Raw genomic sequence first — 24,205 nt, forward strand, 5'->3', positions numbered from 1 at the left:
GGCGATGAAAAACGCACACACCACCGGCATTCCAGTGGAGGTGTGCGTGGTTCATGCGGCGGCGCGGATTACAGATCGAACAGCAGGCGGGCCGGGTCTTCCAGCGCGTCCTTCATGGCCACCAGCGACAGCACGGCTTCGCGGCCGTCGATGATGCGGTGGTCATACGACAGCGCCAGGTAATTCATGGGGCGCACAACCACCTGCCCGTTCTCGACCACGGCACGTTCCTTGGTGGCATGGATGCCGAGAATGGCCGATTGCGGTGGGTTGATGATGGGCGTGGACATCATCGATCCGAACACGCCACCGTTGGAGATGGAGAAGGTGCCTCCGGTCATCTCCTCGATGGTCAGCTTGCCGTCCTTGGCCTTGGCACCGAACTCGGCAATCTTCTTCTCGATTTCGGCAAACGAGAGCTGGTCGGCATCACGCAGAATGGGCACGACCAGACCGCGCGGCGAGCCGACCGCGATGCCGATATCGAAGTAGCCGTGGTAGATGATGTCGTTGCCATCGACCGAGGCGTTGACGATCGGGTACTGCTTGAGCGCATGCACGGCGGCCTTGACGAAGAAGCTCATGAAGCCCAGGCGCACGCCGTGCTGCTTCTCGAACTTCTCCTGGTACTTCTTGCGCAGGGCCATCACTGGCGCCATGTTGACCTCGTTGAAGGTCGTCAGGATGGCATTGGTGGCTTGCGACTGCAGCAGCCGCTCGGCGATGCGCGCGCGCAGGCGGGTCATCGGCACACGCTGCTCGGGACGCTCACCGGCGACGGCCTGTACCACTGGCGCCGGTGCCGCTGCAGCGGGCTTGGCGGGTGCAGCCGACGCGGCCTGGGCATCGGCCTTGGTGATGCGGCCGTCCTTGCCAGTGCCTTGTACGTTGGCGGGGTCAATGCCCTTTTCGGAGAGGATCTTTGCGGCAGCGGGCATAGCCACGCCGACCTTGGCGTTGGACGTTGCAGCCTCGGCAACGGCGGGCTGGGTTGCAGCAGGTTGGGCGGCCGGCGCGGCAGCGGGCGCAGGCGCATCTGCCGGTGTGGCGGCAGCCTTGGCTTCGCTGTCGATGCGGGCAATGACCTGGCCGGAGGTGACGGTGGCACCGTCGCCTTCGACGATCTCGGTGAGCACGCCAGCAGAAGGCGCGGGCACTTCGAGCACGACCTTGTCGGTTTCGATCTCGATCAGAATCTCATCGACGGCCACGGCATCACCGGGCTTCTTCTTCCACTGCAGCAGCGTTGCTTCGGAGACGGATTCGGACAGTTCGGGGACTTTGACTTCAAAGACGGCCATGGGTGTTTCTCTGGGTTGGAATGGGTGGAAAGTTGGAAGATGCGCGACTGCCGCCCAGCGGGCGGCAGTCCTGAACCGGGCTTACTTGGTCAGCACAAAACCCTTGAGCTTGGCAAAGGCAGCGTTGACCAGGTTCTTCTGCTGCTCCTGATGCAGGTGGAAGTAACCCACTGCAGGCGAGGCGGAAGGTGCCCGGCCGGCATAGCCGAGTTTCTGGCCGTCGAGCATGTTCTCGTGGATGTAGTGCTGCACGAAGAACCAGGCGCCCTGGTTCTGCGGCTCATCCTGGCACCAGACGATGTCCTTGGCGTTGGAGAAGCGCTTGACCTCGGCGCCGAAGGCCTTGTGCGGGAACGGGTAGAGCTGTTCGACGCGGATGATGGCCACATCGTCACGCTCAAGTTCCCGACGCTTCTTGACCAGGTCGAAGTACACCTTGCCGGAGCAGGCGATGATGCGCTTGACCTTGGCGGCATTGGCGACGATGGCTTCATCCTGCTCGCCGATGACGTTGCGGAAGGCGCCGTCGGTGAAGTCGGAGATGGGCGAGGTGGCATCCTTGTTGCGCAGCAGCGACTTGGGCGTGAAGATCACCAGTGGAATGCGCAGCGGGCGCAGGATCTGGCGGCGCAGCAGGTGGAAGATCTGGCTGGCCGTGGTCGGTTGTACCAACTGCATGTTGGTATCCGCCGACAGCTGCATGAAACGCTCGATGCGTGCCGAGCTGTGTTCCGGGCCCTGGCCTTCGTAGCCGTGCGGCAGCATCAGCGTCAGGCCGTTGAGGCGGCCCCACTTGACCTCGCCGGACGCGATGAACTGGTCGATCACAACTTGTGCGCCGTTGGCGAAATCGCCGAACTGCGCTTCCCAGATGACCAGGCTGTGCGGGTCATTGGAGGCGTAGCCGTATTCGAAGCCCAGCACCGCTTCCTCGGAGAGGATGGAGTCGATGACGACGAAGGGGGCCTGGTTGTCCGCGATGTTCTGCAGCGGCACATAGCTGCCGTCGAAGTAGTTCTCGCGCTTCTGGTCGTGAATGACGGCATGGCGGTGGCTGAAGGTGCCGCGGCCGCTGTCCTCGCCGGAGAGGCGGATCGGATAGCCGCTGGCCACCAGCGAGGCGAAGGCCATGGCCTCGCCCATACCCCAGTCGACCGGAATATCGCCGCGGCCCATGGCCGCGCGGTCGGCATAGACCTTCTTGACCAGTTGGTGGGGCGTGACGGTATCGGGGATGGTGGTTAGCCGCTCTGCAAGGCGCTTCCACTCGGACAGCGGAATGGCGGTCTCGGCCTCGTCGGTCCACTTGCGGCCCAGATAGGGCGACCAGTCCACCGCATACTGGCGCTTGAAGTTGGTCAGTACCGGATCGACCGTGTGACGGCCCTCGTCCATGGCCACGCGGTAGGCCTTGACCATCTCGTCAGGCCCTTCGGGTGGCAGCACGCCCTGGGCGATCAGCTTGTCGCCATAGAGCTTGCGGGTGCCCGGGTGCTTGCTGATGGTGCGGTACATCAGCGGTTGCGTCAGTGCCGGCGTGTCCTGCTCGTTGTGGCCGAGCTTGCGGAAGCATACGATGTCCACGACCACATCACGGCCAAATTCCATGCGGTATTCGAGCGCCAGGTTGGTGGCCAGCACCACCGCCTCCGGGTCGTCACCGTTGACGTGCAGCACTGGCGCCTCGATCATCTTCACCACATCGGTGCAGTAAAAGGTCGAGCGGGTGTCGCGCGGATCGGAGGTGGTAAAGCCAATCTGGTTGTTGATGACGAAGTGGACCGTGCCACCTGTGGAGTAGCCACGCGTTTGCGACAGCGCCAGCGTCTCCTGCACCACGCCCTGGCCGGCGATGGCGGCATCGCCATGCACCAGCACCGGCAGCACCTGGCGTCCTTTGGGGTCGCCGCGGCGATCCATGCGCGAGCGCACGGAGCCTTCCACCACCGGGTTGACGATCTCCAGGTGCGATGGGTTGAAGGCCAGCGTCAGGTGAATCGGCCCGCCAGCTGTTGGAACATCGGAACTGAAGCCCTGGTGGTACTTGACGTCCCCGGAGGGCAGATCCTCAGGAGCGGTGTGCTCGAACTCGGCAAACAGGTCCTTGGGCATCTTGCCCAGTGTATTGACCAGCACGTTCAGGCGCCCGCGGTGGGCCATGCCAATCACCACTTCCTGCACGCCGGACAGGCCGGCTGACTGCACCAGTGCGTCCATGGCCACGATGAAACTCTCGCCACCTTCCAACGAGAAGCGCTTTTGCCCCACGTACTTGGTGTGCAGATAGCGCTCCAGCCCTTCCGCCGCGGTGAGGCGTTCGAGGACGTGAATCTTCTCCTCAGCGTTGAGCTTGGGGTTTGTGCGGGCGCTTTCGAGCTTTTCCTGCCACCAGCGTTTCTGCGCCTGGTCCGAGATGTACATGTACTCGGCACCAATGGTGGTGGTATAGGTCTCGCGCAGGGCGTTGAGCAGCTCGCGCAGCGGCATCGACTCCTTGCCGAAGAAGGTGTTGCTGGTGTTGAACACCGTCTCCATATCGGCATCAGTCAGGCCGTAGAAGGCAGGATCAAGCTCGGGGATATGCGGGCGCGGGGTGCGCTTGAGCGGATCCAGGTCGGCCCAGCGCTGGCCGACATTGCGGTAGGCGGCAATGAGCTGCTGCACGGCCGTGCGCTTGCGGCCCAGCTCGGTGTCGGCACCGCTGGCGACGACGATCTGCGTGTGGCCCTGGCGGGCGCGCTCGGCAAACGCGCTGATGACGGGTTGGTGGGGAATGTCACGCGACGCATCGCCATGCACGGATGGCGTGTTCTGCAGCGCGTCGAAGTAGGCGCGCCAGCTGTCGGAGACGCTGTTGGGGTCGGCCAGATAGCTCTCGTACATCTCCTCGACGTAGGGAGCATTGTTGCCGAACAAATAGGTGTTGCCCTGGTATTGCTGGTACAGGGACGAAGATTCGCTCATGATCCGCAGGACCTCCGCACTTCTTCGAAGCGCATTAGTTGGTTCGCTTGAAAAACCTTCCGCGACACGGCTTGACCGATTGGCGGATGCGACAGTGGCGTTGGAAGGCGCCTAAAACGCAAATTGTGCCACCGGCACATTTTTTGTGTATGACCAAATGTTCTTTCTGATGCAGAGCAGTGCGGTTTAGCAATCCATTTGCGCGTTTGCAACACTGCGGGCGTATCTGCATGCGCGCATGGCTGACGCGAAGTTGGCCGCTGCTGGGCTACATTAGCGCCAGCGCAATGGGCGCTGCCGTGCATTTGGCGTCGGCGGTGGCTCGGCGCGGTGTTCGGCATCTTTTCAGGCCGGGCGTGCAGGTTGCTTTCTCGGAAGGTGGATGCCATGGATAGAAATACGCTGCAAAGTCGCGCGTTTCTCGCACTCCTGATCGGCGTGACGATCGCGTTTTTCATTTTGCTCAAGCCGTTTTACGGGGCCATTTTCTGGGCAGCGACACTTGCGACCCTGTTCTGGCCGGTGTATCAGCGCATCCTGCGTCGTATGCCGGGGCGGCGCAACACCGCCGCCGTGCTCTCGCTCTTGGTGTGTGTATTGGTGGTCATCATTCCGCTGTCGCTGGTGGTCACCTCGCTGGTGCAGGAAGTCCTGCAGCTCTACGCGCGCGTCAATACCGAGGGCAGCAGCCTGCAGCACTACTACCAGCAGATCGTGGCGGCGGTGCCGCCGCAGGTCTGGGCGCTGCTTGATCGCTTTGGCCTGAATACCTTTGCCGATATCCAGCCGAAGCTGATTGAGGCGGCCAACCAGGCGCTGCGGGTGGTGTCCACCCATGCAGTCAGCTTCGGGCAGAACACGCTGCAGTTCGGTTTGGCCTTCGCGCTGATGCTGTATCTGCTGTTCTTCTTTTTCCGTGATGGCGCGCAGTTGACGGCGATGCTGCGCGACGCCATTCCGATGGACGAGCGGTATTCGCGGGAGTTGTCGAGCAAGTTCAGTGCTGTGGTCAAAGCCACGGTTAAGGGCAATCTCGTGGTCGCTGCGGTGCAGGGAGCCATGGGTGGGGTGATGTTCTGGGCGATGGGCATTCAGGGCCCGATGCTCTGGGGTGTGGTGATGGCAGTGCTCTCACTGCTGCCGGCCGTTGGCGCCGGGCTGGTCTGGGCGCCTGTGGCGATCTACCTGATTGCCACCGGTTCCATCCTCAAGGGGATTTTGATGATTGCCATCGGCGCAGGCGTGATTGGCTTGGTGGACAACGTGCTGCGCCCCATTCTGGTGGGCAAGGAAACCAAGATGCCCGATTACCTGGTGCTGCTCTCGACGCTGGGGGGGCTGTCGCTGTTTGGCATCACTGGCTTCGTTGCTGGCCCTGTCATCGCCGCCCTGTTCATGTCGATCTGGGCGATCTTCATCACCAAGAAGGACGAGGGATCGCTGGATCGTTGAGCGACGTGGGCGAGTTCGCCGCCCGCCCGTTTTAACGCGTCTCTGCCTGCATGGCCGCCACGAGCTCGGCGGCGGAGCCGAATGCCAGCGTGACGCCCAGGGCGCCGTGGCCGGTGTTGACCCAGAGGTTGCGCAGCAGCCGGGTGCGGCGGGTGATGGGCAGGCCGGTGGGCGTGGCAGGGCGCATGCCGGTCCAGGGCGCGCATGCCTCGCCGGCGTGCTGCACGGCCTCGGCCAGGTCGGGGAACACTGCCGCGGTGGATGCCTTGAGGCTGGCGATGCGGGCCGCATCCAGTGACTCGTCGGGCCCGACTAGCTCAACCATGCCGGCCACGCGCAAGCGCGTGCCAAGACGCGCAAACACCACTTTCCGGGCGGAATCGGTCACGCTCACGCGCGGCGCGGCGCCTTGCCAGTCAACGTTGTCCGCCTGCAGCGGCACGGTGATGCTGTAGCCCTTGAGTGGATAGACCGGCACAGTTTCCCCGGCCTGACGCAGCAGCGCGGTGCTGCGCCAGCCGGTGCTGACCACGAACTGGTCGGCGGAAATGTTGCCGCCAGCACTGCGCAGTGCAATGGCACGGTCGCCCTGCGTGATCCAGCCCAGCGCGCGCGTATTCCAGATGAAGGTCACGCCGCGTGCCTGCAGCCAGCTGGCCAGCTGCTGGCACAGCGCCATGGCATCGATCACGCATTCACTGGGCGTGTGCACGGCCGCCGTGAATTGCGGGGCGTAGCGCCGCAGGCTTGGTTCCACGGCCACGGCTTCATCGCTGCGAAGAATGTGCTGTGGCGCGCCACCGAGCTGTGCCTGCAGCGCAACCTGCTGCCGCGCCGCGGCCAGCGCCGCCTCGGTGGGCAGCAGTACCAGCTTGCCCGGTGCGGCGAAGTCGCAGCGGACGCCCGTGGTGGCGAGCATGTGTTCGTAGCCGAGACGGCTTTGCGCCGCCAGTGCCAGCAATGCGCGTGTGGTGACGTGCGAGCGCGTCGTGGTGCAGGCGGCCATGAATCGCAGCATCCAGGCCCATTGGGCAGGGTCGGCCTGCAGGCGGAACGTCAGCGGCGAGTCGGCCTGTAGCAGCAGCTTGGGCAGCATGCGCCAGATGGCGGGGTCGGCCAGAGGCTGAACGTAGGAATAGCTGAGCTGGGCACCGTTGCCCGCGCTGGCTCCCGTTCCGGCTGTGCCTGCCTGGTCCACAACCGTGATCCGATGGCCCTGCTGGTGCAGGGAGTAGGCGCTGGCCAGCCCCACGATGCCTGCACCGAGCACACAGATATGCATTGCAATTGCCCCTTCAGTGGAATTGGCAGCAGATCTTCCTGTTGCCTCTGGCGCGTATTTTGCTTCAGTTCAAGGGCCTTGCTGACGAACAGGTGCGGGGTTTCCCCGCTTGGCGCCTTTGCGCCAGTCGCCTATCGTCACAGCGTCATTTCGCATCAGATCCAACAAGGAGTTCCTATTACCATGCACATTGCTCTGAAGACGACTGCGCTCGCGCTTGCTGCCAGCGCGGCACTTGCTGCGCAGGCCGATACCCTGGCCAAGGTGGCCGAATCCGGCGAGATCACGTTGGCGTACCGCGAATCGTCGGTGCCCTTCAGCTATCTGAGCGGTCCGAACGAGCCGATCGGGTTCGCCGTCGACATTGCCAAGGCCGTGGTCGAACAGGTCAAGAAGGAACTGAACAAGCCCGACATCACGATCAAGTGGCAGGCCGTTACGTCACAGAACCGCATTCCGCTGCTGGTCAACGGCACCATTGACCTGGAGTGCGGCTCGACCACCAACAACACCGCGCGCGGCCAGGATGTGGCTTTTGCCATCAACCATTTCTACACCGGCACGCGTCTGCTCGTGAAGAAGTCCTCCGGCATCCAGAACTATGCCGATACCAAAGGCAAGGCCATCGCCACAACGACCGGCACTACCAACTTCCAGGTGCTGCGCCGTTACGACCGCGACAACGATATGGGGTGGAACATCATCTCGGCCAAGGACCATGCCGATGCGTTCCTGCTGGTGCAGTCCGATCGTGCGGTCGGCTTTGGCATGGACGACATCCTGTTGTACGGTCTGCGCGCTAATGCACAGAATCCGCAGGAGTTCGAGGTGGTTGGTGATTCGCTGCAGGTCGAGCCCTATGCGTGCATGTTGCGCAAGGACGATCCCAAGTTCAAGGCAGTGGTGGATGGCGCCATCGCTACCCTGATGGATTCTGGCGAATTCGCCAAGCTGTACGACCAGTGGTTCCTGCAGCCCATTCCTCCGCGCAACGTGCCGCTGGGTCTGGAGATGAGCGAGGATCTCAAGCGCAACCTCACCGAAAAGAGCGACGCGCCGGCGACCTGACGGTAGCCGGTGCATGGCACTGTCAAGGGCGCCCCGCGCGGGGCGCCTTTTTCATGCGCGTGGGTACCGTTTGCAGCTATATTTCCGCCAACTCCTTCATTTCGCTGCACGTCATGAGCCAAGCAGGCGCCCCGCTTTCTTCTGCTGTCCCGCAGACCCGCAAAGTCGGCATTTTGGGAGGAATGGGGCCTGCAGCCGGTGCCGATTTTGTGCGCCTGTTCGTTCAGGCCTGCACCGAGCAGTTGCGTCGGCGGGGCGCTGCGGTGGTGGATCAGGCCTTCCCGGAGCATTGGCTGGCGCAGATTCCCGCGCCAGACCGCACCAGCGCCATCGCCGCACCCGAGCGACCGGAGATCAGCCCATTGGATGCGATGAGCCACGCCGTGCAGCAGTTGCACAGCCTGGATGTGCGCATTGTGGCGATTGCCTGCAACACCGCCCATTACTGGCACCAGCCCCTGCAGCAGCGTCATTCGCAGGTGCGGATTCTGCACATCATCAATGAGACGATTGCGCACCTGCAGCAAGCCGGTGTGCGCGAGGTGCTGCTGATGGCCACCCAGGGCACCCATCGGTCCCGGTTGTACGACAGTGCGCTGGAGGCAGCGGGCATTGCCGTGCACACGCCATTGCCGCACGAGCGTGAGCAGGTCATGCAAGGCATTTTCGAAGGTGTCAAGCGTGGCCGGCTGGATGTGGCCAACCAGTATTTCGGCCCGGTGGTGCAGGCGTTGCGCCAGCGGCATGCTGCCGATACGCTCGTGATGGCCTGTACCGAAATTCCCTTGGCGCTGCCCCAGGCATCGCAGGCGCAGGGGCTGAAACTGATCGACCCGGCATGGGTTTTGGCGCAGGCGCTGGCGGCACAGGCCTACGTCTGAGCACTGCCCGTGCGCGCTTGGCCCGCACCCAGGTCCGGTGCTTGGGCGCATACGCATAGCAGCCACTCACGCAAGGCGGCCAGGGCAGGCTGCTCGGCCTTGCGTTCCGGCACGATGAGCCAGTAGGCGCGCTCGGTGGTCAGAGGCTGGCTGCTCAGGGCAATGAGCTGGCCGCTGTCCATCTCGCGCTGAATCAGAAACGGCGGGATCAGTGCCACACCCATGCGCTCGATGGCCGCCTGCGCCAGCATGGAAAACAGCTCAAGCCGCATGCCAGCCATGTCGTGCCCGACCCGCAGGCCCTGCGCTTCGAACCAGTTGCGCCAGGCGTAGGGCCGCGTGGACTGCTGCAGCAGGGGCAGCGCGGCGATGGCTTCCGGGTCCAGTCCCTCGGCCGGGATGGCGGGCAGGCCCGGCAGATCAGGACTGCACACCGGCACCGGAAACTCACGCATCAGAAAGTGCGCGACCGTACCCGGCCAGCCAGCATCGCCAAAGTAGATGGCGGCATCGTAACGGGTCTGTTCGAACAGGAACGGTCGCGTCTGCGTGTTCATGTGTACCAGCACCTGCGGATGCTGGCGCTGAAATTGCGGCAGCCTCGGCAGCAGCCAGCGTGTTGCGAAAGTGGGGACCACGGCCAGTTCCAGCTCGGTGCCCGCGCCTTTCTGTGCCATCAGGTTCAGCGTGTCGCGGGCGAGCGCATCCAGCTGCGGCGTGATCTGGCGGTAGTAGCGCTGGCCGGCGTCGGTCAGCTGTACGCCGCGGCGAGTGCGGCGAAACAGGGCCACGCCAAGGTACTGCTCCAACGCGCCGATCTGGCGACACACCGCGCTTTGCGTGAGTGCCAGCTCGGCGGCGGCGCGGGTGTAGCTCTCGTGCCGGGCAGCGGCCTCGAAGGCCATCAGACTGTTGGTGCTGGGAATGCGACGACGCATGGAAAGGCGCGATTGAAATTTTCGGTGTGCATATTTTGTACATGTTGATGCCGAAAAAGCGTTTGATGTACGAAATGAGGGTTCCTAGAATGCCGATCTAGCACTTCAACCGAAGAATGGCAGCATCACGTCAAGGAGACCTCATTCATGTCCAAGCCCGTTTTCAACTGGGAAGACCCGCTCGATCTGGAAAGTCAGCTCACACCGGAAGAGCGCCAGATCCGCGATGCGGCGCGCTCCTATTGTCAGGACAAGCTCAGGCCCCGTGTGCAGCAGGCGTTTCGCAACGAGGCGACCGACCCGGCGATCTTCCGCGAAATGGGCCAGTTGGGCTTGTTAGGGGCGACCATTCCCGAGCAGTACGGCGGTGCCGGCCTGAATTACGTGGCCTATGGGTTGATCGCGCGGGAGGTCGAGCGGGTCGATTCGGGCTACCGTTCTATGATGAGCGTGCAGTCCTCGTTGGTGATGCTGCCCATTCACGCTTTCGGCAACGAGGCAACCAGGCAGAAGTATTTGCCCAAGCTGGCCTCGGGCGAATGGATTGGCTGCTTTGGCCTGACCGAACCCGACCATGGCTCCGATCCCGGCAGCATGGCAACGCGCGCCCGCAAGGTCGACGGTGGTTATGTACTCAAGGGCAGCAAGATGTGGATTACCAACAGTCCGATCGCCGACGTGTTCGTGGTCTGGGCCAAGGATGATGGCGGCCAGATCCGGGGCTTCGTGCTGGAAAAGGGCTGGCAGGGGCTGTCGGCGCCCGCCATCCATGGCAAGGTGGGCCTGCGCGCATCCATCACCGGCGAAATCGTCATGGATGACGTGTTCGTGCCGGAGGAGAACGCTTTTCCCGACGTGCGCGGCCTCAAGGGCCCGTTCACCTGCCTTAACAGTGCGCGCTATGGCATCGCCTGGGGCGCACTGGGTGCTGCCGAGGACTGCCTGGCCGTGGCGCGGCAGTACACGCTCGATCGCCGGCAGTTCGGCCGTCCGCTCGCTGCCAATCAGCTGATCCAGAAGAAGCTTGCGGACGCACTGACGGAAATTCACATCGGGCTGCAGGCCTGCCTGCAGGTGGGCCGTCTCAAGGAGGCGGGTCGCGCGCCGGTGGAAATCACCTCCATCATCAAGCGCAACAGCTGTGGCAAGGCGCTGGAGATCGCCCGCCAGGCACGTGACATGCTCGGCGGCAATGGCATCAGCGATGAGTTTTCGGTGGCGCGCCACCTCGTCAACCTGGAGGTGGTCAACACCTACGAGGGCACGCACGATGTGCATGCGCTGATACTGGGGCGAGCCATCACCGGCATTGCCGCATTCGCCAACTGATTGCGTTGTTTCTCGGGAGGCCGCGCCCAGTAGCCACAGACTTCGATCGCACGAATAGTGCTCCGGACGTTGGCCTCCCACCCTGTTCCAGTTATTTTCCCGATCAAAGGCCCAGGCACTATGGCAGGCGCACTCTCGCACATCCGCGTATTGGATCTCTCGCGCATTCTGGCCGGGCCATGGGCCGGGCAACTGCTGGCTGATCTGGGCGCGGATGTCATCAAGGTCGAGCGTCCCGGCGCGGGCGACGACACGCGCCGCTGGGGCCCTCCCTGGGTCAGGGGCGAAGAAGGCCAGGATACCGCCATCGCTGCCTACTATCTGGCCGCCAACCGCAACAAACGTTCCATGACCATCGACATCGCCCAGCCCGAGGGACAGGATCTGGTCAGGCAGCTGGCGGCGAAGTCCGATGTGGTGTTGGAGAACTACAAGTGTGGCGGCCTGCGCAAGTACGGGCTGGATTACGAAGCGCTGTCAGCTATCAACCCGCGGCTGGTGTACTGCTCCATTACCGGCTTCGGCCAGACTGGACCGTACGCCGCGCGTGCCGGCTACGACTTTCTGATTCAGGGTTTGGGTGGGCTCATGAGCCTGACCGGCCGCCCCGACGGCGAGCCGGGTGCGGGACCGATGAAGGCAGGTGTGGCGCTGACGGACATCCTCACGGGGCTGTATGCGTGCAACGCCGTGTTGGCCGCGCTGGCCTGGCGCGATCAGCACGGTGCGCACGGGCGTGGCCAGCACATTGACCTGTCGTTGCTGGATGTGCAGGTGGCATGTCTGGCGAATCAGGCGCTGGGCTATCTTGCCACTGGCGAGAACCCGCAGCGGCTGGGCAACGCCCATCCCAGCATCGTGCCCTACCAGGATTTCCCGACAGCCGACGGTTACATGATTCTGGCCATTGGCAATGACGGCCAGTTTCAGCGCTTTTGCGCCGAGGCAGGCAGGCCGGAGCTCGCCGCTGACGCGCGTTTTGCCACCAACGCACAGCGCGTGGCCCATCGCGCGCGGCTGATTCCGTTGCTCAACCAGCTGACCGTGACGCGCACGACCGCGCAGTGGATCGAGGCACTGGAAGCCCAGGCTGTACCGTGCGGGCCGATCAACCGCCTCAGTGAGGTATTTGCCGATCCGCAAGTCCGGGCGCGGGGCATGGCCTTTGCCATGCCGCATCCGCAGGCTGGCAGCGTGCCGCAGGTGGCCTGTCCGATCAGGCTGTCTGCCACGCCGGTGGAAAACCGCAAGGCGCCGCCGGCACTCGGTCAGCACACGGAAGAAATCCTCAAGGAACTGGGCATGGACGCCGCTGCGCGCGCCAGTCTCAAGGCGCGTGGCGTGGTGTAGGGGCGGGTGCTGCTGGTGGCCGCGCGCTGCGCTCGGCTACTTTCCGGCAGAGGGGTCGCGCAGCCCAAAGTCCGCATCCTTCCAGTGCGGCGGCATGCTCATATTGCCGACCGCCTGCATCAGCGACGGCATCATGGTGTCACCGTGCGTCAGATCCGGCCAGAGGTGAAATTGCGCCTTCAATCCCGGCCATTGGAGTGCCGTCAGTTGCTCGGCCATTTCGCGCGCGCGGGTGATCTGCAGGCGCACGGTGTGGCGCTGGCCGGTAGGTGGTGCATTGGCCGGACGGGCCTCGCCGGTGGGTTCCTCGAGCGAGCCAGCGTAGAGAAACACGTTGGCGTGACGCTGGTTCGGGTCTGCCGAAGGTGCCTGCCCGCGCGCGGGGGCAGGCGCCTGGTAAAAGCGTGCCTGGCTGGCACTGAACGCTTGTTGCTCCTGCAGCAGGTAGGCGTCGTGCCACCAGATCGATGGGCTGGCCGCGTAGTAGTCCGTAAACAGGTGAGGCCGCGTGAACAGCGCATGCAGCACGAACAGGCCGCTGAGCGAATGGCCGAACAGGCCGATGCGGCGTGGGTCGAGCGGCAGGCGCGGGGTCCAGCCAGCCAGCAACGTGTGTTCGAGAAAGTCCAGCAGGATATCCGCGCCGCCCTGCGACGGCACGACACCGGGCGCGGCAGGGGTGTAGTCGCGGTTGCGCGCGGCCGAGTCGAACAGGGCATCACCGGGATGGCCAATGCCGATGATGACGCAAGGCTCCCCACGCACATAGGCTGGACGCGTCTGCTGCAGGCGCGACCATTGCGCTGCGAGTGGAAAAATGGCATTGCCATCCATCACCAGCAGCGCGGGGTAGCCTTCGGGCGGGGCAGGCAATTCCGGCATCTGCAGCCAGATGCGCCACTGGTGGCCCGATTGCCGGTCCTGCCAATCCAGCCAGCTCGAGCGCGGCAAGCGTGTTGGCTGCATGGGGAGATCGGCAATGTCGACGGGCATGGATGGGGTCCTGGTGTGTGCGCAGCCTGCCAGCACCGTAGCCAGCACGCCGCTGGCGCCCGCGCGCAGCACAGTGCGGCGGGTGGCTGGCAGGGGGAGAAAAGGCGTCGGCAAATTGGTCATCAGAGGGTCAGGTCGTAGCCAATGGTCAGGGGCGCATGGTCCGAGAACTTCTCGTCCTTGTAGATCTGCTCGGTGCGCGCCAGGGCTGCCAGCGCAGGTGTTGCCAGGTGGTAGTCCAGCCGCCAGCCTACGTTGTTGGCATAGGCCTGCCCCCGGTTGCTCCACCAGGTGTAGCACGTGTCGGTGGCATCGGGCCGCAGCTGGCGGTAGACATCTACCAACGGCGTGCGGGTGGCGTTGTCCTCCTGCAGCAGCCGGGTCATCCACGCACGTTCCTCGGGTAGAAAGCCACTGTTTTTCTGGTTGCTGCGCCAGTTCTTCAGGTCGATCTGCTGGTGGGCAATGTTGACATCGCCGCAGAGGACGAACTCGCGCTGCTGCGCGAGCGCGTCGAGATGCGGGAAGAATCCGTCCAGAAAGCGGTACTTGGCAGCCTGCCGATCCTCGCCCGAGCTGCCGCTGGGGAAGTAGCAGCTGATGATGGACAGGCGCCGCGACGGGGTATCAAAGCGCAGCTCGATGTAGCGGCCCTCGGCATCGAACTCGCCGCCATCCCAGCCGCATATCACATCGCTGGGCTCGTGGCGGCTATATATCGCCACGCCCGAATAGCCTTTTTTCTGCGCCGTGTGAAAGTAGCCGCGCAGCCCGCCAAGCTCCAGCAACCCGGCCTTGTCCAGATCGGCCGGTTGCGCCTTGAGTTCCTGCACGCACATACAATCGGGCGCAGTCCTTTCCACCCAGGGCACCAGCCCTTTGTTGGCGGCAGAGCGGATGCCGTTGGCATTGAGGGTGGTTAGTCGAAACAAGGCGCTATCCATCAAGAAAATCCGTAGAAAAAGAGCACATCATGCAAGAGTCCGAGCTGCAGCACCGCAGTGATCCGCATCCCGAAGGCGCCGACTCCGAGTCCGCCCAGGCATTCGTGGCCTTTGCGTTGGAAAGCGGCGTGCTGCGTTTTGGCGAATTCGTCACCAAGGCAGGTCGTCTGAGTCCGTATTTCTTCAATGCTGGCCTGTTCAACGACGGCGCCAAACTGCTGCGGCTGGCGCGATTCTATGCAAATGCCATCGTGCGCAGTGGCATTGCCTTCGACATGGTTTTTGGCCCGGCCTACAAGGGCATCGTACTGGCTTCTGCGGTGGCGATGGAGCTTGCGCGGCTGGGACACAACGTGCCGTTCGCCTACAACCGCAAGGAAGCCAAGGACCACGGCGAGGGCGGACTGCTGGTGGGCGCACCGCTGAAGGGGCGTGTGCTGATCGTCGATGACGTGATCTCCGCAGGTACCGCAGTGCGCGAGGCGATGGCCATCATTCGCCAGGCCGGAGCCACCCCGCATGCGCTGGCGATTGCGCTGGATCGTCAGGAGATGGCGACGGAGAACGGCCAGGACATTCCCGTCAGTGCCGTGCAGCAGGTGCAAAGGCAGCTGGGGCTGCAGGTGTGTGCGGTGGCAACGCTCGATGACATCCTGCGCTACTTGCAACGCGATACATCCGTTACCATGGCTGCCAAGGAGCTGGCGGCGCACCATGCCGCCGTTCAGGCGTACCGGCAGCGCTACGGCATATAGAGCACAGTAGGTGCCCGAGGCTGTCGCGCCGGAGGCCTTGCGGCGGGCCGCTGGCGTGTCTTTTCAGGGAAGGCGTGAGGGGAATATGCACAAGCAACTGGCGATGGCGGTGACGGTGCTGACGCTGGCCTGGCAGGCTGCCGCGCTTGCGCAGCAGGGTGCGCGGGCCCGTATCTACACCTGTGTCGATGCCGCAGGGCGGACGTTGACCTCTGAGCGGCCGATTCCGGCATGCCTAGACAGGCCGCAGCGCATCATCGATGGCGTCACCGGCCATCTTCAGGGTGTATTGCCGCCCAGTTACACCGATGCCGAGCGCGAGGAAATGGCGCGCAGACAGCAGGCGCTGCAGGCGCAAAAGGAGGCCGAGCGCGAGCGCCGCTACCGCGAGCGCGTGCTGCTGACCCGTTACCCGACCGAGCGCGCACACCAGATCAGTCGCGAGAGCGCCAAGGAGTCCGTGCAGGTGGTGATTGCGGGCGCGCAGGCGCGGCTGGAACATCTGGCGCAGGAGCGCCAGCGCCTGGATGCCGAGATGGAGTTCTATGCGGCCAATCCCGACAGCGCGCCTGCGGCCCTCAAGCGGCAGATCGCCGCCAACACCCAGGAAATGCAGGACCAGCAGCGCTTCATCGATGGCAAGCGTGCCGAGCTCGCCCGCATCGATGAGCAGTTCGATGCCGAACTGGCCGAGCTGCGCGCGCTCTGGGCGCGGCAGCAGTAGCGCTGCCGCGCCGCTCAGGTGGCCGCAGCAGGCGCGTGCACTGCGCTGGCAGCGGCATCGCGCCGCAAGCGGGCACGTGCCAGCATCAGTCCCGCCTCCTGGGTACTGAGTCCGTAAGTATCGGCAAAGTCTGCCACGGTGCCGCCGGTCGCCTCATAGGCGGCGAGCATAGCCTCTTCACGAGCGGCCAGTGCGCTGAGCTGCTCGACGACACGCTCCAGCACGGCCCTGACCTGCGCATCGCGCGTAGAGGCGGCCTCGGCAAACGCCGTCGCTGGCAGGCCGGACTGCGTGATGGCCTGACTCAGGCGGCGCTCGAACCACTGCCACTGTGCGGCGACGTCACCGTCATCCCTGCGTCGGGCACCGGATGCGGGGGCTCCTGCTGCAGCGTTGGCCGCGCGCCGCAGACGCCGACGCAGCAATTCGGTCAGGGCGTGAAATACATGCGCAGGCGCCATGGCCTCGACGACTTCTCCCTGGAGGTTGTGGCGGGGCTTGCCGCTGGCAACGGCCTGCAGATAGGCATTCGAGCGCGTGTGCTGCGCCAGTGCGAGTTTGAGTGCCGCCTCATCCTCGCCGTCGAGGGCAAGCTGCAGGTCGCTGAAGATGCCAACCTTCAGGGGCAGCGGCTGAGCGCCGAATACGGCGGGAAAACGCTCGGCCAGTGTCTGCAGAAGTGGATGGCGCTGGCGCGGCGATGCGGCTGGCGAGGCGTTGCCCTTGCGCCGGCCGGCATGCCCGGGCCGCTGGCTGGCAGCAGGCGCGGGGGCGGTCGCCCGCGGCGTTTCGGTCGAGGTCGCGGAAGATGTCTCGGACGCCGCAGAAACGGGGGCCGCAGGCTGCGTGGAATCGTTCATGGTGAGCGGGAAAATCGGTGAGAAGTGCGCTGTGGCCCCACTGGGGGCCATTCAGGGATGCGGCACGCGGCAAAGGGCGGCATCATGCCACCATTGGCGCGCCATGCACAGTAGACGCTGCTGCAACCTCACGGCGCAGTGGATGGGCTCAGCACTTGATGCCAACGTGCAGCGCAGCGATGCCGGCAGTCAGGTTATGGTAGTCGACATGGCCAAAACCCGCATCATGCATCATGGCCTTGAGCGTGGCCTGATCCGGGTGCATGCGGATCGACTCGGCCAGGTAGCGGTAGCTGTCCGCATCCTTGGCGATGGCCTGACCCATCTTGGGCAAAACGTTAAAGGAGTACCAGTCATACGCCTTGCGCAATGGCGGGGCGATCTGCGAGAACTCCAGCACCAGCAGTTTGCCGCGTGGCTTGAGCACGCGTTGCATTTCCGCCAGGGCAATCTCCTTGTGCGTCATGTTGCGCAGGCCGAAGGCGACGCTGACAACGTCGAAATAACCGTCCTGAAAAGGCAGTTGCTCGGCATCGCACACCACGGTGGGCAAGATCAGCCCACGATTGAGCAGCCGGTCACGGCCTGTGCGCAGCATGGCCTCGTTGATGTCGGTGTGCACCACCGTACCCGTCGGCCCGACCCGCTTGGCGAAGGCCTGGGCCAGATCGCCCGTGCCGGCGGCGATGTCCAGTGCGCGCTGGCCCTCGCGCAGGTTGGCAACCAGGACCGTGTAGGCCTTCCAGGCGCGGTGCAGGCCCACCGACATGAGGTCATTCATCACGTCGTACTTGGGCGCGACGGAGTCGAACACCTGACGGACCTTGCTGGCCTTTTCCTGTTCGTCGACGGTCTGGAAACCGAAATGGGTATTGCTCATGCGTGTCTTCCTTGCGCAAATCCTGCGCGATGGCGCAATTATGAAGCGTGGCGCGAAAGCATGGGGCATTGCGCGCGTGTCCGTCCCCATCAGCGCGGTTGCACAGCCTGCGCTAGCGACTTCTGCCAAGACGTGTCAACCGGTGCGAACGGGCGTATCCGCCGCAACCTGTCACGGCTGCGCCGTTTGCCGGGTTGCCTGCCATGGCGCATTGGCCTGGCCGACGATAGTACCCTGCATGCGGTTGCCATCGACCGTGCCGACGTACTGCGCGCCGTCGATCTCGAAACGGATGGCGGCGCCTTGCAGTTGCGGGTTGGTCAGCGCCTGTTGCGCGCCATCGTTGCCGTGCAGGTGGCCTTCGATCTGCTGGTACTGCTGGCTCAGCTGCATGGTCGCAGGCGCCTCCAGTGCGGGAGTCTGCAGCTGCCAGGTGCCGGCCACCCTGGCGGGCACGATCCAGGAGTAGGCATTGCAGAATTCGCTGCAGCTGGGGCCGGCCTCGACGGAATCATCGGGTTGCCAGTCTCCCATCAGAAAGGAGTTGGAGACGACCCGCGTGCCCGGTGCCATCTCAAGCAAGGTGGGACGCAGCCGCAGGTTGAGCTCGGGCAGCAGGAAGAGGGTGACGACCGTGGCATTGGAGAAGTCGCTCTCGAAGATGTCGCCCTGCTCGAAGGTGGCCAGCTCGCTCACGCCTGCCTCATGCGCGTTCTTGCGCGACAGCGCCACCATGTCCGGGTTGTACTCGATGCCGTGCGCGCGCGTGCCACGGCGCGCTGCGGCGATCACGGTGCGGCCATCCCCGGAGCCGAGGTCGACCAGGAAGTCAGCGGGCGTGATGGCGGCCATGTCGAGCATGTGCTCGACCAGCGTGTCGGCTGTGGGCACCCAGATCACGTCCTTGCCGGGTTGGCCGACGACCGGGGTGTATTGAAAGTCGGGCGCGTGGGTGGCGTCGCCACTTGCCTGGGCGGTATCGGCAGCAGCGGGCATGGACGCCAACGCAGCAGCCAGTGTCAGCGCGATGCAGGGTGCAAGCGCATACCGGAACAGGGAAGGGGGCATGGTGTGATCTCCTGATGGGTGAAACAAACGTCAGCAGCGGCTTCAGGCGTCCATGGCGTGGCCACGCCGGACGAACAGCAGCAGGGGCAACCCCGCCACCAGCACAGCCAGCCCGATCCAGCCAGCCTGGCCTGCATACTGCAGGCCGGAATGCAGCATGTACGTGCAGAACACCACGAACAGCGCGGGCACCAGCGGGTACAGTGGGACGCGATAGGGCAGCGCGCGCTGCGGATAGCGCCAGCGAAGCACGAACAATGCCAGCGCAACCAGCAGCATGAAGCCCCAGAACACTGGGGCGGTGTAATTGACCATGGCGGAGAAGCCATCGAGGTGGCGCGTCGCCAAGGCGATCAGCGCCAGCGCCCACAGTCCCTGGGCGAGCAGGGCATTGGCGGGCGTCTTGCCGCGCCCATCCCAGATGCCCATCCAGCGGCCAATGCGCAGGTCGCAGGCCATGGCATAGAAAACACGCCCACCGGTGAAGATCGTGGCATTGAGCGTGGACATCGCTGCCACCACGATGGCCAGTGCGACGACAGTGCCGCCAGCGGGGCCGGCCACATGCTGCATCATCTCGGTGGCGACCACGCTGGAGCCGCGCAGCCCGTCCAGGCCGAGAATGGACAGCAGTGCGTAGTTGGTCAGCAGGTACAGCGCCACCAGTACGGCCGTGCCGATGATCAGCATGCGCGCGACATTGCGCTGCGGATCCTTGAGTTCGCCGCTGAGGTAGGCTGCCTCGTTCCAGCCGCCATAGGTCAGCAGCACAAATACCATGGCCATGCCCAGCGCCGCCGTGCCCGGGTCGACGATTGGTGGTGGGACGGGCGCATCCGCAGGCGTGCCGAGCAGGCCGAACACAATGATGGCGACGATGGCACCCAGTTCAATGCAGGTCACCGCAACTTGCAGCCGTTTGCTCTGCACCGTGCCGATGGTGTTGACAGCGGTGAAGACGATCACGGACACGGCCGCATACAACGCCGGGCCGTGAGGGCCGAGTGGCCACAACTGGTGGGCGTAGTCGCCCAGCGCGAAAGCCACCGCAGCGATGGAGCCGGTCTGGATGACCGTGCAGCGCGCCCACCCGAACAGCAACGCTACGGGCCGACCATAGGCCCGCGCGAGAAAGTGGTATTCGCCGCCGGCATGCGGATGCGCGCTGGCCAGCTCGGCATAGCACAGTGCGCCAATCAGCGTGATCACGCCGCCGAGCACCCACACCAGCAGGAACATGGTCTCTGAATCCACGCTGCCCGCCACCGTTGCAGGCGTGCGGAAAATGCCGATGCCGACGACAAGGCCGACCATGATGGTGACGGCATCGAACAGCGACAGCAGTGGCTGAGGTTTGGCCTGCGCGGTTGGCGCGGCGGAATCCGGCATGGGCAGCTCCTGCGATGCACCGCCGCGCCGGTTTCGACCTGGGGCAGGCACGTGCCAGTGGGAGAGTTGGCGCTGGAAAAATTGTAAGGGAGTGGAAATACTGGCCGTCGCGCAGGTGTATTTGCGCCGCAGCGCCGATCAGGCCGTAGCGCGTAGCGGCAGCGTGGCGAACTGGCGCTTCGTAGGCCATGGCATGTGACGCTAGACTGGCGCTTATGACAGACACGTCCTTGCCTTCTGATATGCCCGATCCGCGCGCGCCGCAGCGCCTGCGCCATCCCTTGCGTTTTCGCAGGCTCAAGGTTCTGCGCCGCGAGCAGATCACGCCCCATCTGCTACGCATTACCCTGACCGGCGAAGAGTTGCAGGGCTTTTTCAGCCCCGGTTTTGATGACCATGCCAAGCTGCTGTTTCCCGATCCGGTCACTGGCCAGCTGCAGCTACCCAGTGTCAGCAGTGACGGCAAGCCCGTCTGGGGTGATGGCCCCAGGCCTGCGGCGCGCGATTACACGCCACGCGCCTACGATGCGCAGGCGGGTGAGCTGGTATTCGACTTTGCGCTGCACCAGGCCGGTCCGGCAACCGCCTGGGCTGAGCGCGCCCGCCCCGGCGACATCATTGGTGTGGGCGGGCCGCGCGGCTCGTTCGTGTTGCCGGTCGACTTCGATGGCCATGTCCTGATAGGCGATGACACGGCGCTGCCAGCGATCTGGCGGCGCCTGCAGGAGCTGCCCGCACACACGCGCGTGCTGGTGCTGGCCGAAGTGGAGAGTCCGCAGGACGAGGTGGCGCTGCCCACGCGTGCACAGGCGCAGATCCGCTGGATATACCGCCGGGACCTGCCGCAGGCGGTGCCTGGCGCTGGTTTGCTGCAAGCGCTGCAGCAGGCCCGCCTGCCCGCCGGCGACGTGTTTGCGTGGATTGCCTGCGAAAGCAGCGCGGCCAAGGCGCTGCGCGCCTATCTTGTGGCGCAGCACAGCTGGCCGGTGCGGCGCGTGCGTGCCAGCGGCTATTGGCGCCTTGGCAGCGCCGCCGTCCACGAAACCGTGGAATAGCCGGCAAGTCGGCGTAGCACCCCTCAATGCCAGGGCGACTGCCATCGGCAGTCGCCCTGGCACATGCGGAACATCAGGTTGAGGCCAGGCTGATGCGTTGCCAGTCGGCGTCCCCGGTGCCTGCTGGCGCAAGCCGCAGCACTTCGGCGCGCGCGGGCCGGGCTTCAAGATCCCAATCCGACAGCACGATGCGCCGCAGCCCATCGCCCAGATCGTGGCTGGCGGGCATGTGGGTGTGGCCGTGGATCAGCGTGCTGCAGCCAGAGGCGTGCAGCCATGCGCGCGTGGCATCGGCATTGAGGTCGACGTAGCTGGCCGCGTCCTGCTCCTGCTTGCGTGACTGGCTTTCGTGGCGGATGCTGGCGGCAAAGGCACGGCGCGCGGCCAGTGGCTGGGCGAGAAACTTCTGCTGCCACGCCGGATTGCGGCTAACGGCGCGAAACTGCTGGTAGGGCAGATCATCGGTGCAGAGTGCATCGCCGTGCGACAGCAGCCAGGCGCCTGCACCCTGGACCCGCAGAATGGTGGGGTCCTGCAGCAGCTGCGCCCCGGTGGCAGCGGCGAAATCCTGGCCGATGACGAAGTCACGGTTGCCGTGCATGAAGTAGACGGCCTTGCCACCCGCGGTGCAGTCGCGCAGCGCCTGCGCGACCTCGGCCTCGAAGCTGCCGCGTTCCTGCAGGCAGTCATCCCCCACCCAGACTTCGAACAAATCGCCCAGCAGCAGGATGTGGCTGGCCGGTGTGCCCTCCAGATAAGTGCGAAAGGCCTGCCAGGTCCTGGGCTGGCTGCGTTGCAGATGCAGATCCGCCAGGCAGTCGATCACGCCGGGTTGGCTGCTGGCGCCGCATGGCAGCACCGTCAGCTCGGCGAACGTCATCGGCATGGCGCCGCCCGCATGGTGCGGCGAGGAGTCAGACATGGCGGGCTGCTCGCTCAGAGCGCAACAGCTTTGGTGATCACGACGTCTTCCTTGGGCACATCATCGTGAAAGCCCTTGCGGCCGGTTGCAACGTCCTTGATCTTGTCCACCACTTCCGTGCCCTCGACGACCTTGCCGAACACCGCATAGCCCCAGCCATCCTGGCCGGGGTAGTTGAGAAAGTCGTTGTCGCGCACGTTGATGAAGAACTGGGCGGTGGCCGAATGCGGCGCGCTGGTGCGTGCCATGGCGACGGTGTACTTGTCGTTCTTCAGGCCGTTCTTGGCTTCGTTCTCGATTTCGGCACCGGTGGGCTTTTGCTGCATGCCAGGCGCGAAGCCGCCGCCCTGGATCATGAAATTGCTGATGACGCGGTGGAAGATGGTGTTGTCGTAGTGGCCGTTGTTGACGTAGGAGAGGAAGTTGGCGGTGGATTTCGGCGCCTTCTCGGCGTCGAGCTCCAGGGTGATGGTGCCGTGATTGGTGTGCAGTTCTACCTTGGGGTTGTTCATGATGGTCCTTGATGAAGGGAGGGGAAGGCGCGTCGCGGCGATCGTGACACGCCAGAGAAAGCGGCAGCGTGCCTACTGGATCTGGGTGGCAGAGAGGATGACGACCGGCGTGACCGGGACATTCTGGTGAGGGCCCTTGCTCGTGGTGGGCACGGCCCGGATCTGGTCAACCACGTCCATGCCTTCGATGACCTTGCCGAACACCGCATAGCCAGGGTTGCCCGGCCCGGCGTTCAAGGGGGTGTTGTTGGCCACGTTGATGAAGAACTGGCTGGTTGCCGAATTGGGCACCATGGTACGCGCCATGGCAATGGTGCCGCGATCGTTCTTCAGGCCGTTGTCGGATTCCAGCACGATGGGCGCCCGGGTGGGCTTTTGCGTGAAATCCTCGGTGAAGCCGCCGCCCTGAATCATGAAGCCATCGATCACACGGTGGAAGATCGTGCCGTCGTAGTGCTTGTCGGCCACGTAGGAGAGAAAGTTTTCCACGGTGCGCGGCGCCTTCTGCGGCTCAAGCTCGACCACGATGTCGCCCTTGGTGGTTTGCAGTTTCACGCGGGGCAGGTCGCTGGCGGCTTCCTGTGCGAAGACGGGGTGCAGCACTGCGGCGGCAACAAGGCCGGTCAGCAGCACGCGCAGGGTGGAACGTTTCGAGGTACTGGTCATGGTCACGATGATAGAAGTTGAGGCACGCGCCGTGCGCGTCGCAGCGAAGCTGTCGGTGATAAGGCCACATTGCATGCTGGAAGTTCCCGACGGGCCGGGCACGGGCATCGCCGCCAGGTCGCCTCGGCTCAGTGGGGCGCAACCAGCGCCCGCAGCGCCTGCAGGCGTGCCTGCGTGTCAGCCTGATGCGCCAGCTGGTTGGCCGCCTCCAGATGGCGGATGGCCAATTGCAGCAGTACATCGGCCATGTTGCGGTGTGCGTCCGCGTAGTCCGGATTGCTGGTCAACGCCTGCGCCAGCAGCTGCTGCGCCTCATCCAGGCGGCCCTGGCCGGCACGGATGACGGCCAGGTTGTTCCAGGGCTCGGCCAGTTCGGGGTAGTTCTGTGTCAACTGCGTCAGGCTGGCTGCGGCGGCGTCGGTCTGACCCAGTGCCAGCTCGGCATTGGCCTTGAGAAACTGCAGCTGCGGATCGCGTGGCGTTTCAGCCAGTGCACGCGTGGCCTGCTCCAGTGCCACCTGGGCATTGCCGGCGGCCAATTGGGCGGCGATCTCGCGGTGCACCACCGTCTGCGCGGCAGCGAGCGCGCCGGCAAGACTGCAGGCCAGGAGCACGGCTGCCGCCGCGCGACGCAGCCCGTGCGCCAGAGCTGCCGACAGGGAAGGCAAGATGTTAAGCATGGGTGTGATGGAAAATGCCGGGCCAGAGAACGCCAAGCGTGCAGTTACGCGAGTGGCAACAGCCCATAGCATAGTATAGGAAACGCCATGCACGCGGGCCGTGGCCGGGCGCTGCTGGCGCAAACGCGGGATAATGGCCGGTTTCGCTTTGCGCGGCGTGCCCTACAGCCCATCTTGAAGGTCGGCGCGCTG

Annotated in this window: 22 protein-coding genes; 8 read left to right on the forward strand and 14 right to left on the reverse strand. The window is 64.5% G+C overall.

Annotated elements, in window-relative coordinates:
• Nucleotides 1-68: 68 nt before the first annotated feature.
• Both odhB and AAV94_RS13790 read right to left on the reverse strand, forming a co-directional pair.
• Nucleotides 69-1,301 (reverse strand): 2-oxoglutarate dehydrogenase complex dihydrolipoyllysine-residue succinyltransferase, encoded by a 1,233-nt coding sequence (odhB, locus tag AAV94_RS13785; RefSeq protein WP_046742789.1) that lies wholly within the window; start codon nucleotides 1,299-1,301, stop codon nucleotides 69-71.
• Nucleotides 1,302-1,382: 81 nt separating this feature from the next.
• Entirely contained in the window at nucleotides 1,383-4,265 is a 2,883-nt protein-coding gene (locus tag AAV94_RS13790) for a 2-oxoglutarate dehydrogenase E1 component (protein WP_046742790.1), read from the reverse strand.
• A gap of 387 nt (nucleotides 4,266-4,652) precedes the next feature.
• On the opposite strand from AAV94_RS13790, the gene AAV94_RS13795 reads away from it, so the two are divergent.
• On the forward strand, nucleotides 4,653-5,717 hold the full coding sequence (locus AAV94_RS13795) for an AI-2E family transporter (RefSeq protein ID WP_046742869.1): 1,065 nt from the start codon (nucleotides 4,653-4,655) through the stop codon (nucleotides 5,715-5,717).
• A 31-nt stretch (nucleotides 5,718-5,748) separates the two neighbouring features.
• On the opposite strand, the gene AAV94_RS13800 is transcribed toward AAV94_RS13795, so the two are convergent.
• Entirely contained in the window at nucleotides 5,749-6,999 is a 1,251-nt protein-coding gene (locus AAV94_RS13800) for a D-amino acid dehydrogenase (RefSeq protein WP_046742791.1), read from the reverse strand.
• A gap of 183 nt (nucleotides 7,000-7,182) precedes the next feature.
• Here AAV94_RS13800 and AAV94_RS13805 point away from each other — a divergent pair, with 183 nt between their 5' ends.
• Both AAV94_RS13805 and AAV94_RS13810 read left to right on the forward strand, forming a co-directional pair.
• Nucleotides 7,183-8,067 (forward strand): transporter substrate-binding domain-containing protein, encoded by an 885-nt coding sequence (locus AAV94_RS13805; RefSeq protein WP_046742792.1) that lies wholly within the window; start codon nucleotides 7,183-7,185, stop codon nucleotides 8,065-8,067.
• A 113-nt stretch (nucleotides 8,068-8,180) separates the two neighbouring features.
• Nucleotides 8,181-8,948: an aspartate/glutamate racemase family protein gene (locus AAV94_RS13810; RefSeq protein WP_046742870.1), complete on the forward strand. Its 768-nt coding sequence runs from the start codon at nucleotides 8,181-8,183 to the stop codon at nucleotides 8,946-8,948.
• On the opposite strand, the gene AAV94_RS13815 is transcribed toward AAV94_RS13810, so the two are convergent.
• Complete coding sequence (locus AAV94_RS13815) at nucleotides 8,939-9,886, reverse strand: LysR family transcriptional regulator (protein WP_046742793.1); 948 nt, start codon at nucleotides 9,884-9,886, stop codon at nucleotides 8,939-8,941. The two genes, AAV94_RS13810 and AAV94_RS13815, sit on opposite strands and share 10 nt — an antisense overlap.
• Before the next feature lie 147 nt (nucleotides 9,887-10,033).
• Here AAV94_RS13815 and AAV94_RS13820 point away from each other — a divergent pair, with 147 nt between their 5' ends.
• Both AAV94_RS13820 and AAV94_RS13825 read left to right on the forward strand, forming a co-directional pair.
• On the forward strand, nucleotides 10,034-11,215 hold the full coding sequence (locus AAV94_RS13820; protein WP_046742794.1) for an acyl-CoA dehydrogenase: 1,182 nt from the start codon (nucleotides 10,034-10,036) through the stop codon (nucleotides 11,213-11,215).
• Between the two features lie 120 nt (nucleotides 11,216-11,335).
• On the forward strand, nucleotides 11,336-12,565 hold the full coding sequence (locus AAV94_RS13825) for a CaiB/BaiF CoA transferase family protein (RefSeq protein ID WP_046742795.1): 1,230 nt from the start codon (nucleotides 11,336-11,338) through the stop codon (nucleotides 12,563-12,565).
• Nucleotides 12,566-12,601: 36 nt separating this feature from the next.
• Here AAV94_RS13825 and AAV94_RS13830 read toward each other — a convergent pair whose 3' ends face one another.
• Nucleotides 12,602-13,681 (reverse strand): alpha/beta hydrolase, encoded by a 1,080-nt coding sequence (locus AAV94_RS13830; protein WP_052755069.1) that lies wholly within the window; start codon nucleotides 13,679-13,681, stop codon nucleotides 12,602-12,604.
• Nucleotides 13,681-14,490: an exodeoxyribonuclease III gene (locus AAV94_RS13835; RefSeq protein WP_046742872.1), complete on the reverse strand. Its 810-nt coding sequence runs from the start codon at nucleotides 14,488-14,490 to the stop codon at nucleotides 13,681-13,683. The genes AAV94_RS13830 and AAV94_RS13835 overlap by 1 nt, the downstream gene beginning before the upstream one ends.
• Before the next feature lie 41 nt (nucleotides 14,491-14,531).
• Between AAV94_RS13835 and pyrE the strand changes: the two genes are divergently transcribed.
• Both pyrE and AAV94_RS13845 read left to right on the forward strand, forming a co-directional pair.
• Nucleotides 14,532-15,257, forward strand: coding sequence for an orotate phosphoribosyltransferase (pyrE, locus tag AAV94_RS13840; protein WP_084824947.1), 726 nt, complete (start codon nucleotides 14,532-14,534; stop codon nucleotides 15,255-15,257).
• A gap of 85 nt (nucleotides 15,258-15,342) precedes the next feature.
• Entirely contained in the window at nucleotides 15,343-15,981 is a 639-nt protein-coding gene (locus tag AAV94_RS13845) for a DUF4124 domain-containing protein (protein ID WP_052755070.1), read from the forward strand.
• Between the two features lie 14 nt (nucleotides 15,982-15,995).
• On the opposite strand, the gene AAV94_RS13850 is transcribed toward AAV94_RS13845, so the two are convergent.
• From AAV94_RS13850 to AAV94_RS13865, 4 genes are all read right to left on the reverse strand, one after another.
• Nucleotides 15,996-16,841 carry a ProQ/FINO family protein gene (locus AAV94_RS13850; RefSeq protein ID WP_052755071.1) on the reverse strand — a complete coding sequence of 282 codons (846 nt, stop codon included), beginning with the start codon at nucleotides 16,839-16,841 and terminating at the stop codon, nucleotides 15,996-15,998.
• A 148-nt stretch (nucleotides 16,842-16,989) separates the two neighbouring features.
• Nucleotides 16,990-17,721, reverse strand: coding sequence for a bifunctional demethylmenaquinone methyltransferase/2-methoxy-6-polyprenyl-1,4-benzoquinol methylase UbiE (ubiE, locus tag AAV94_RS13855; RefSeq protein ID WP_046742796.1), 732 nt, complete (start codon nucleotides 17,719-17,721; stop codon nucleotides 16,990-16,992).
• A gap of 171 nt (nucleotides 17,722-17,892) precedes the next feature.
• On the reverse strand, nucleotides 17,893-18,789 hold the full coding sequence (locus AAV94_RS13860) for a class I SAM-dependent methyltransferase (protein WP_046742797.1): 897 nt from the start codon (nucleotides 18,787-18,789) through the stop codon (nucleotides 17,893-17,895).
• 42 nt (nucleotides 18,790-18,831) lie between these two features.
• Nucleotides 18,832-20,178 carry an APC family permease gene (locus AAV94_RS13865; RefSeq protein ID WP_046742876.1) on the reverse strand — a complete coding sequence of 449 codons (1,347 nt, stop codon included), beginning with the start codon at nucleotides 20,176-20,178 and terminating at the stop codon, nucleotides 18,832-18,834.
• Nucleotides 20,179-20,393: 215 nt separating this feature from the next.
• Here AAV94_RS13865 and AAV94_RS13870 point away from each other — a divergent pair, with 215 nt between their 5' ends.
• Nucleotides 20,394-21,233 carry a siderophore-interacting protein gene (locus AAV94_RS13870; RefSeq protein WP_046742798.1) on the forward strand — a complete coding sequence of 280 codons (840 nt, stop codon included), beginning with the start codon at nucleotides 20,394-20,396 and terminating at the stop codon, nucleotides 21,231-21,233.
• 73 nt (nucleotides 21,234-21,306) lie between these two features.
• On the opposite strand, the gene AAV94_RS13875 is transcribed toward AAV94_RS13870, so the two are convergent.
• From AAV94_RS13875 to AAV94_RS13890, 4 genes are all read right to left on the reverse strand, one after another.
• Nucleotides 21,307-22,155: a UDP-2,3-diacylglucosamine diphosphatase gene (locus AAV94_RS13875; protein WP_407927323.1), complete on the reverse strand. Its 849-nt coding sequence runs from the start codon at nucleotides 22,153-22,155 to the stop codon at nucleotides 21,307-21,309.
• A gap of 14 nt (nucleotides 22,156-22,169) precedes the next feature.
• A complete protein-coding gene (locus AAV94_RS13880) occupies nucleotides 22,170-22,667 on the reverse strand; it encodes a peptidylprolyl isomerase (protein WP_046742799.1) in 498 nt (165 codons plus the stop codon).
• Nucleotides 22,668-22,739: 72 nt separating this feature from the next.
• Complete coding sequence (locus tag AAV94_RS13885) at nucleotides 22,740-23,333, reverse strand: peptidylprolyl isomerase (protein ID WP_046742878.1); 594 nt, start codon at nucleotides 23,331-23,333, stop codon at nucleotides 22,740-22,742.
• 128 nt (nucleotides 23,334-23,461) lie between these two features.
• Nucleotides 23,462-24,013 carry a tetratricopeptide repeat protein gene (locus AAV94_RS13890; protein WP_046742800.1) on the reverse strand — a complete coding sequence of 184 codons (552 nt, stop codon included), beginning with the start codon at nucleotides 24,011-24,013 and terminating at the stop codon, nucleotides 23,462-23,464.
• Between the last annotated feature and the right edge of the window lie 192 nt (nucleotides 24,014-24,205).

Source organism: Lampropedia cohaerens (assembly GCF_001005215.1).
Taxonomy (GTDB): Bacteria; Pseudomonadota; Gammaproteobacteria; order Burkholderiales; family Burkholderiaceae_C; genus Lampropedia; species Lampropedia cohaerens.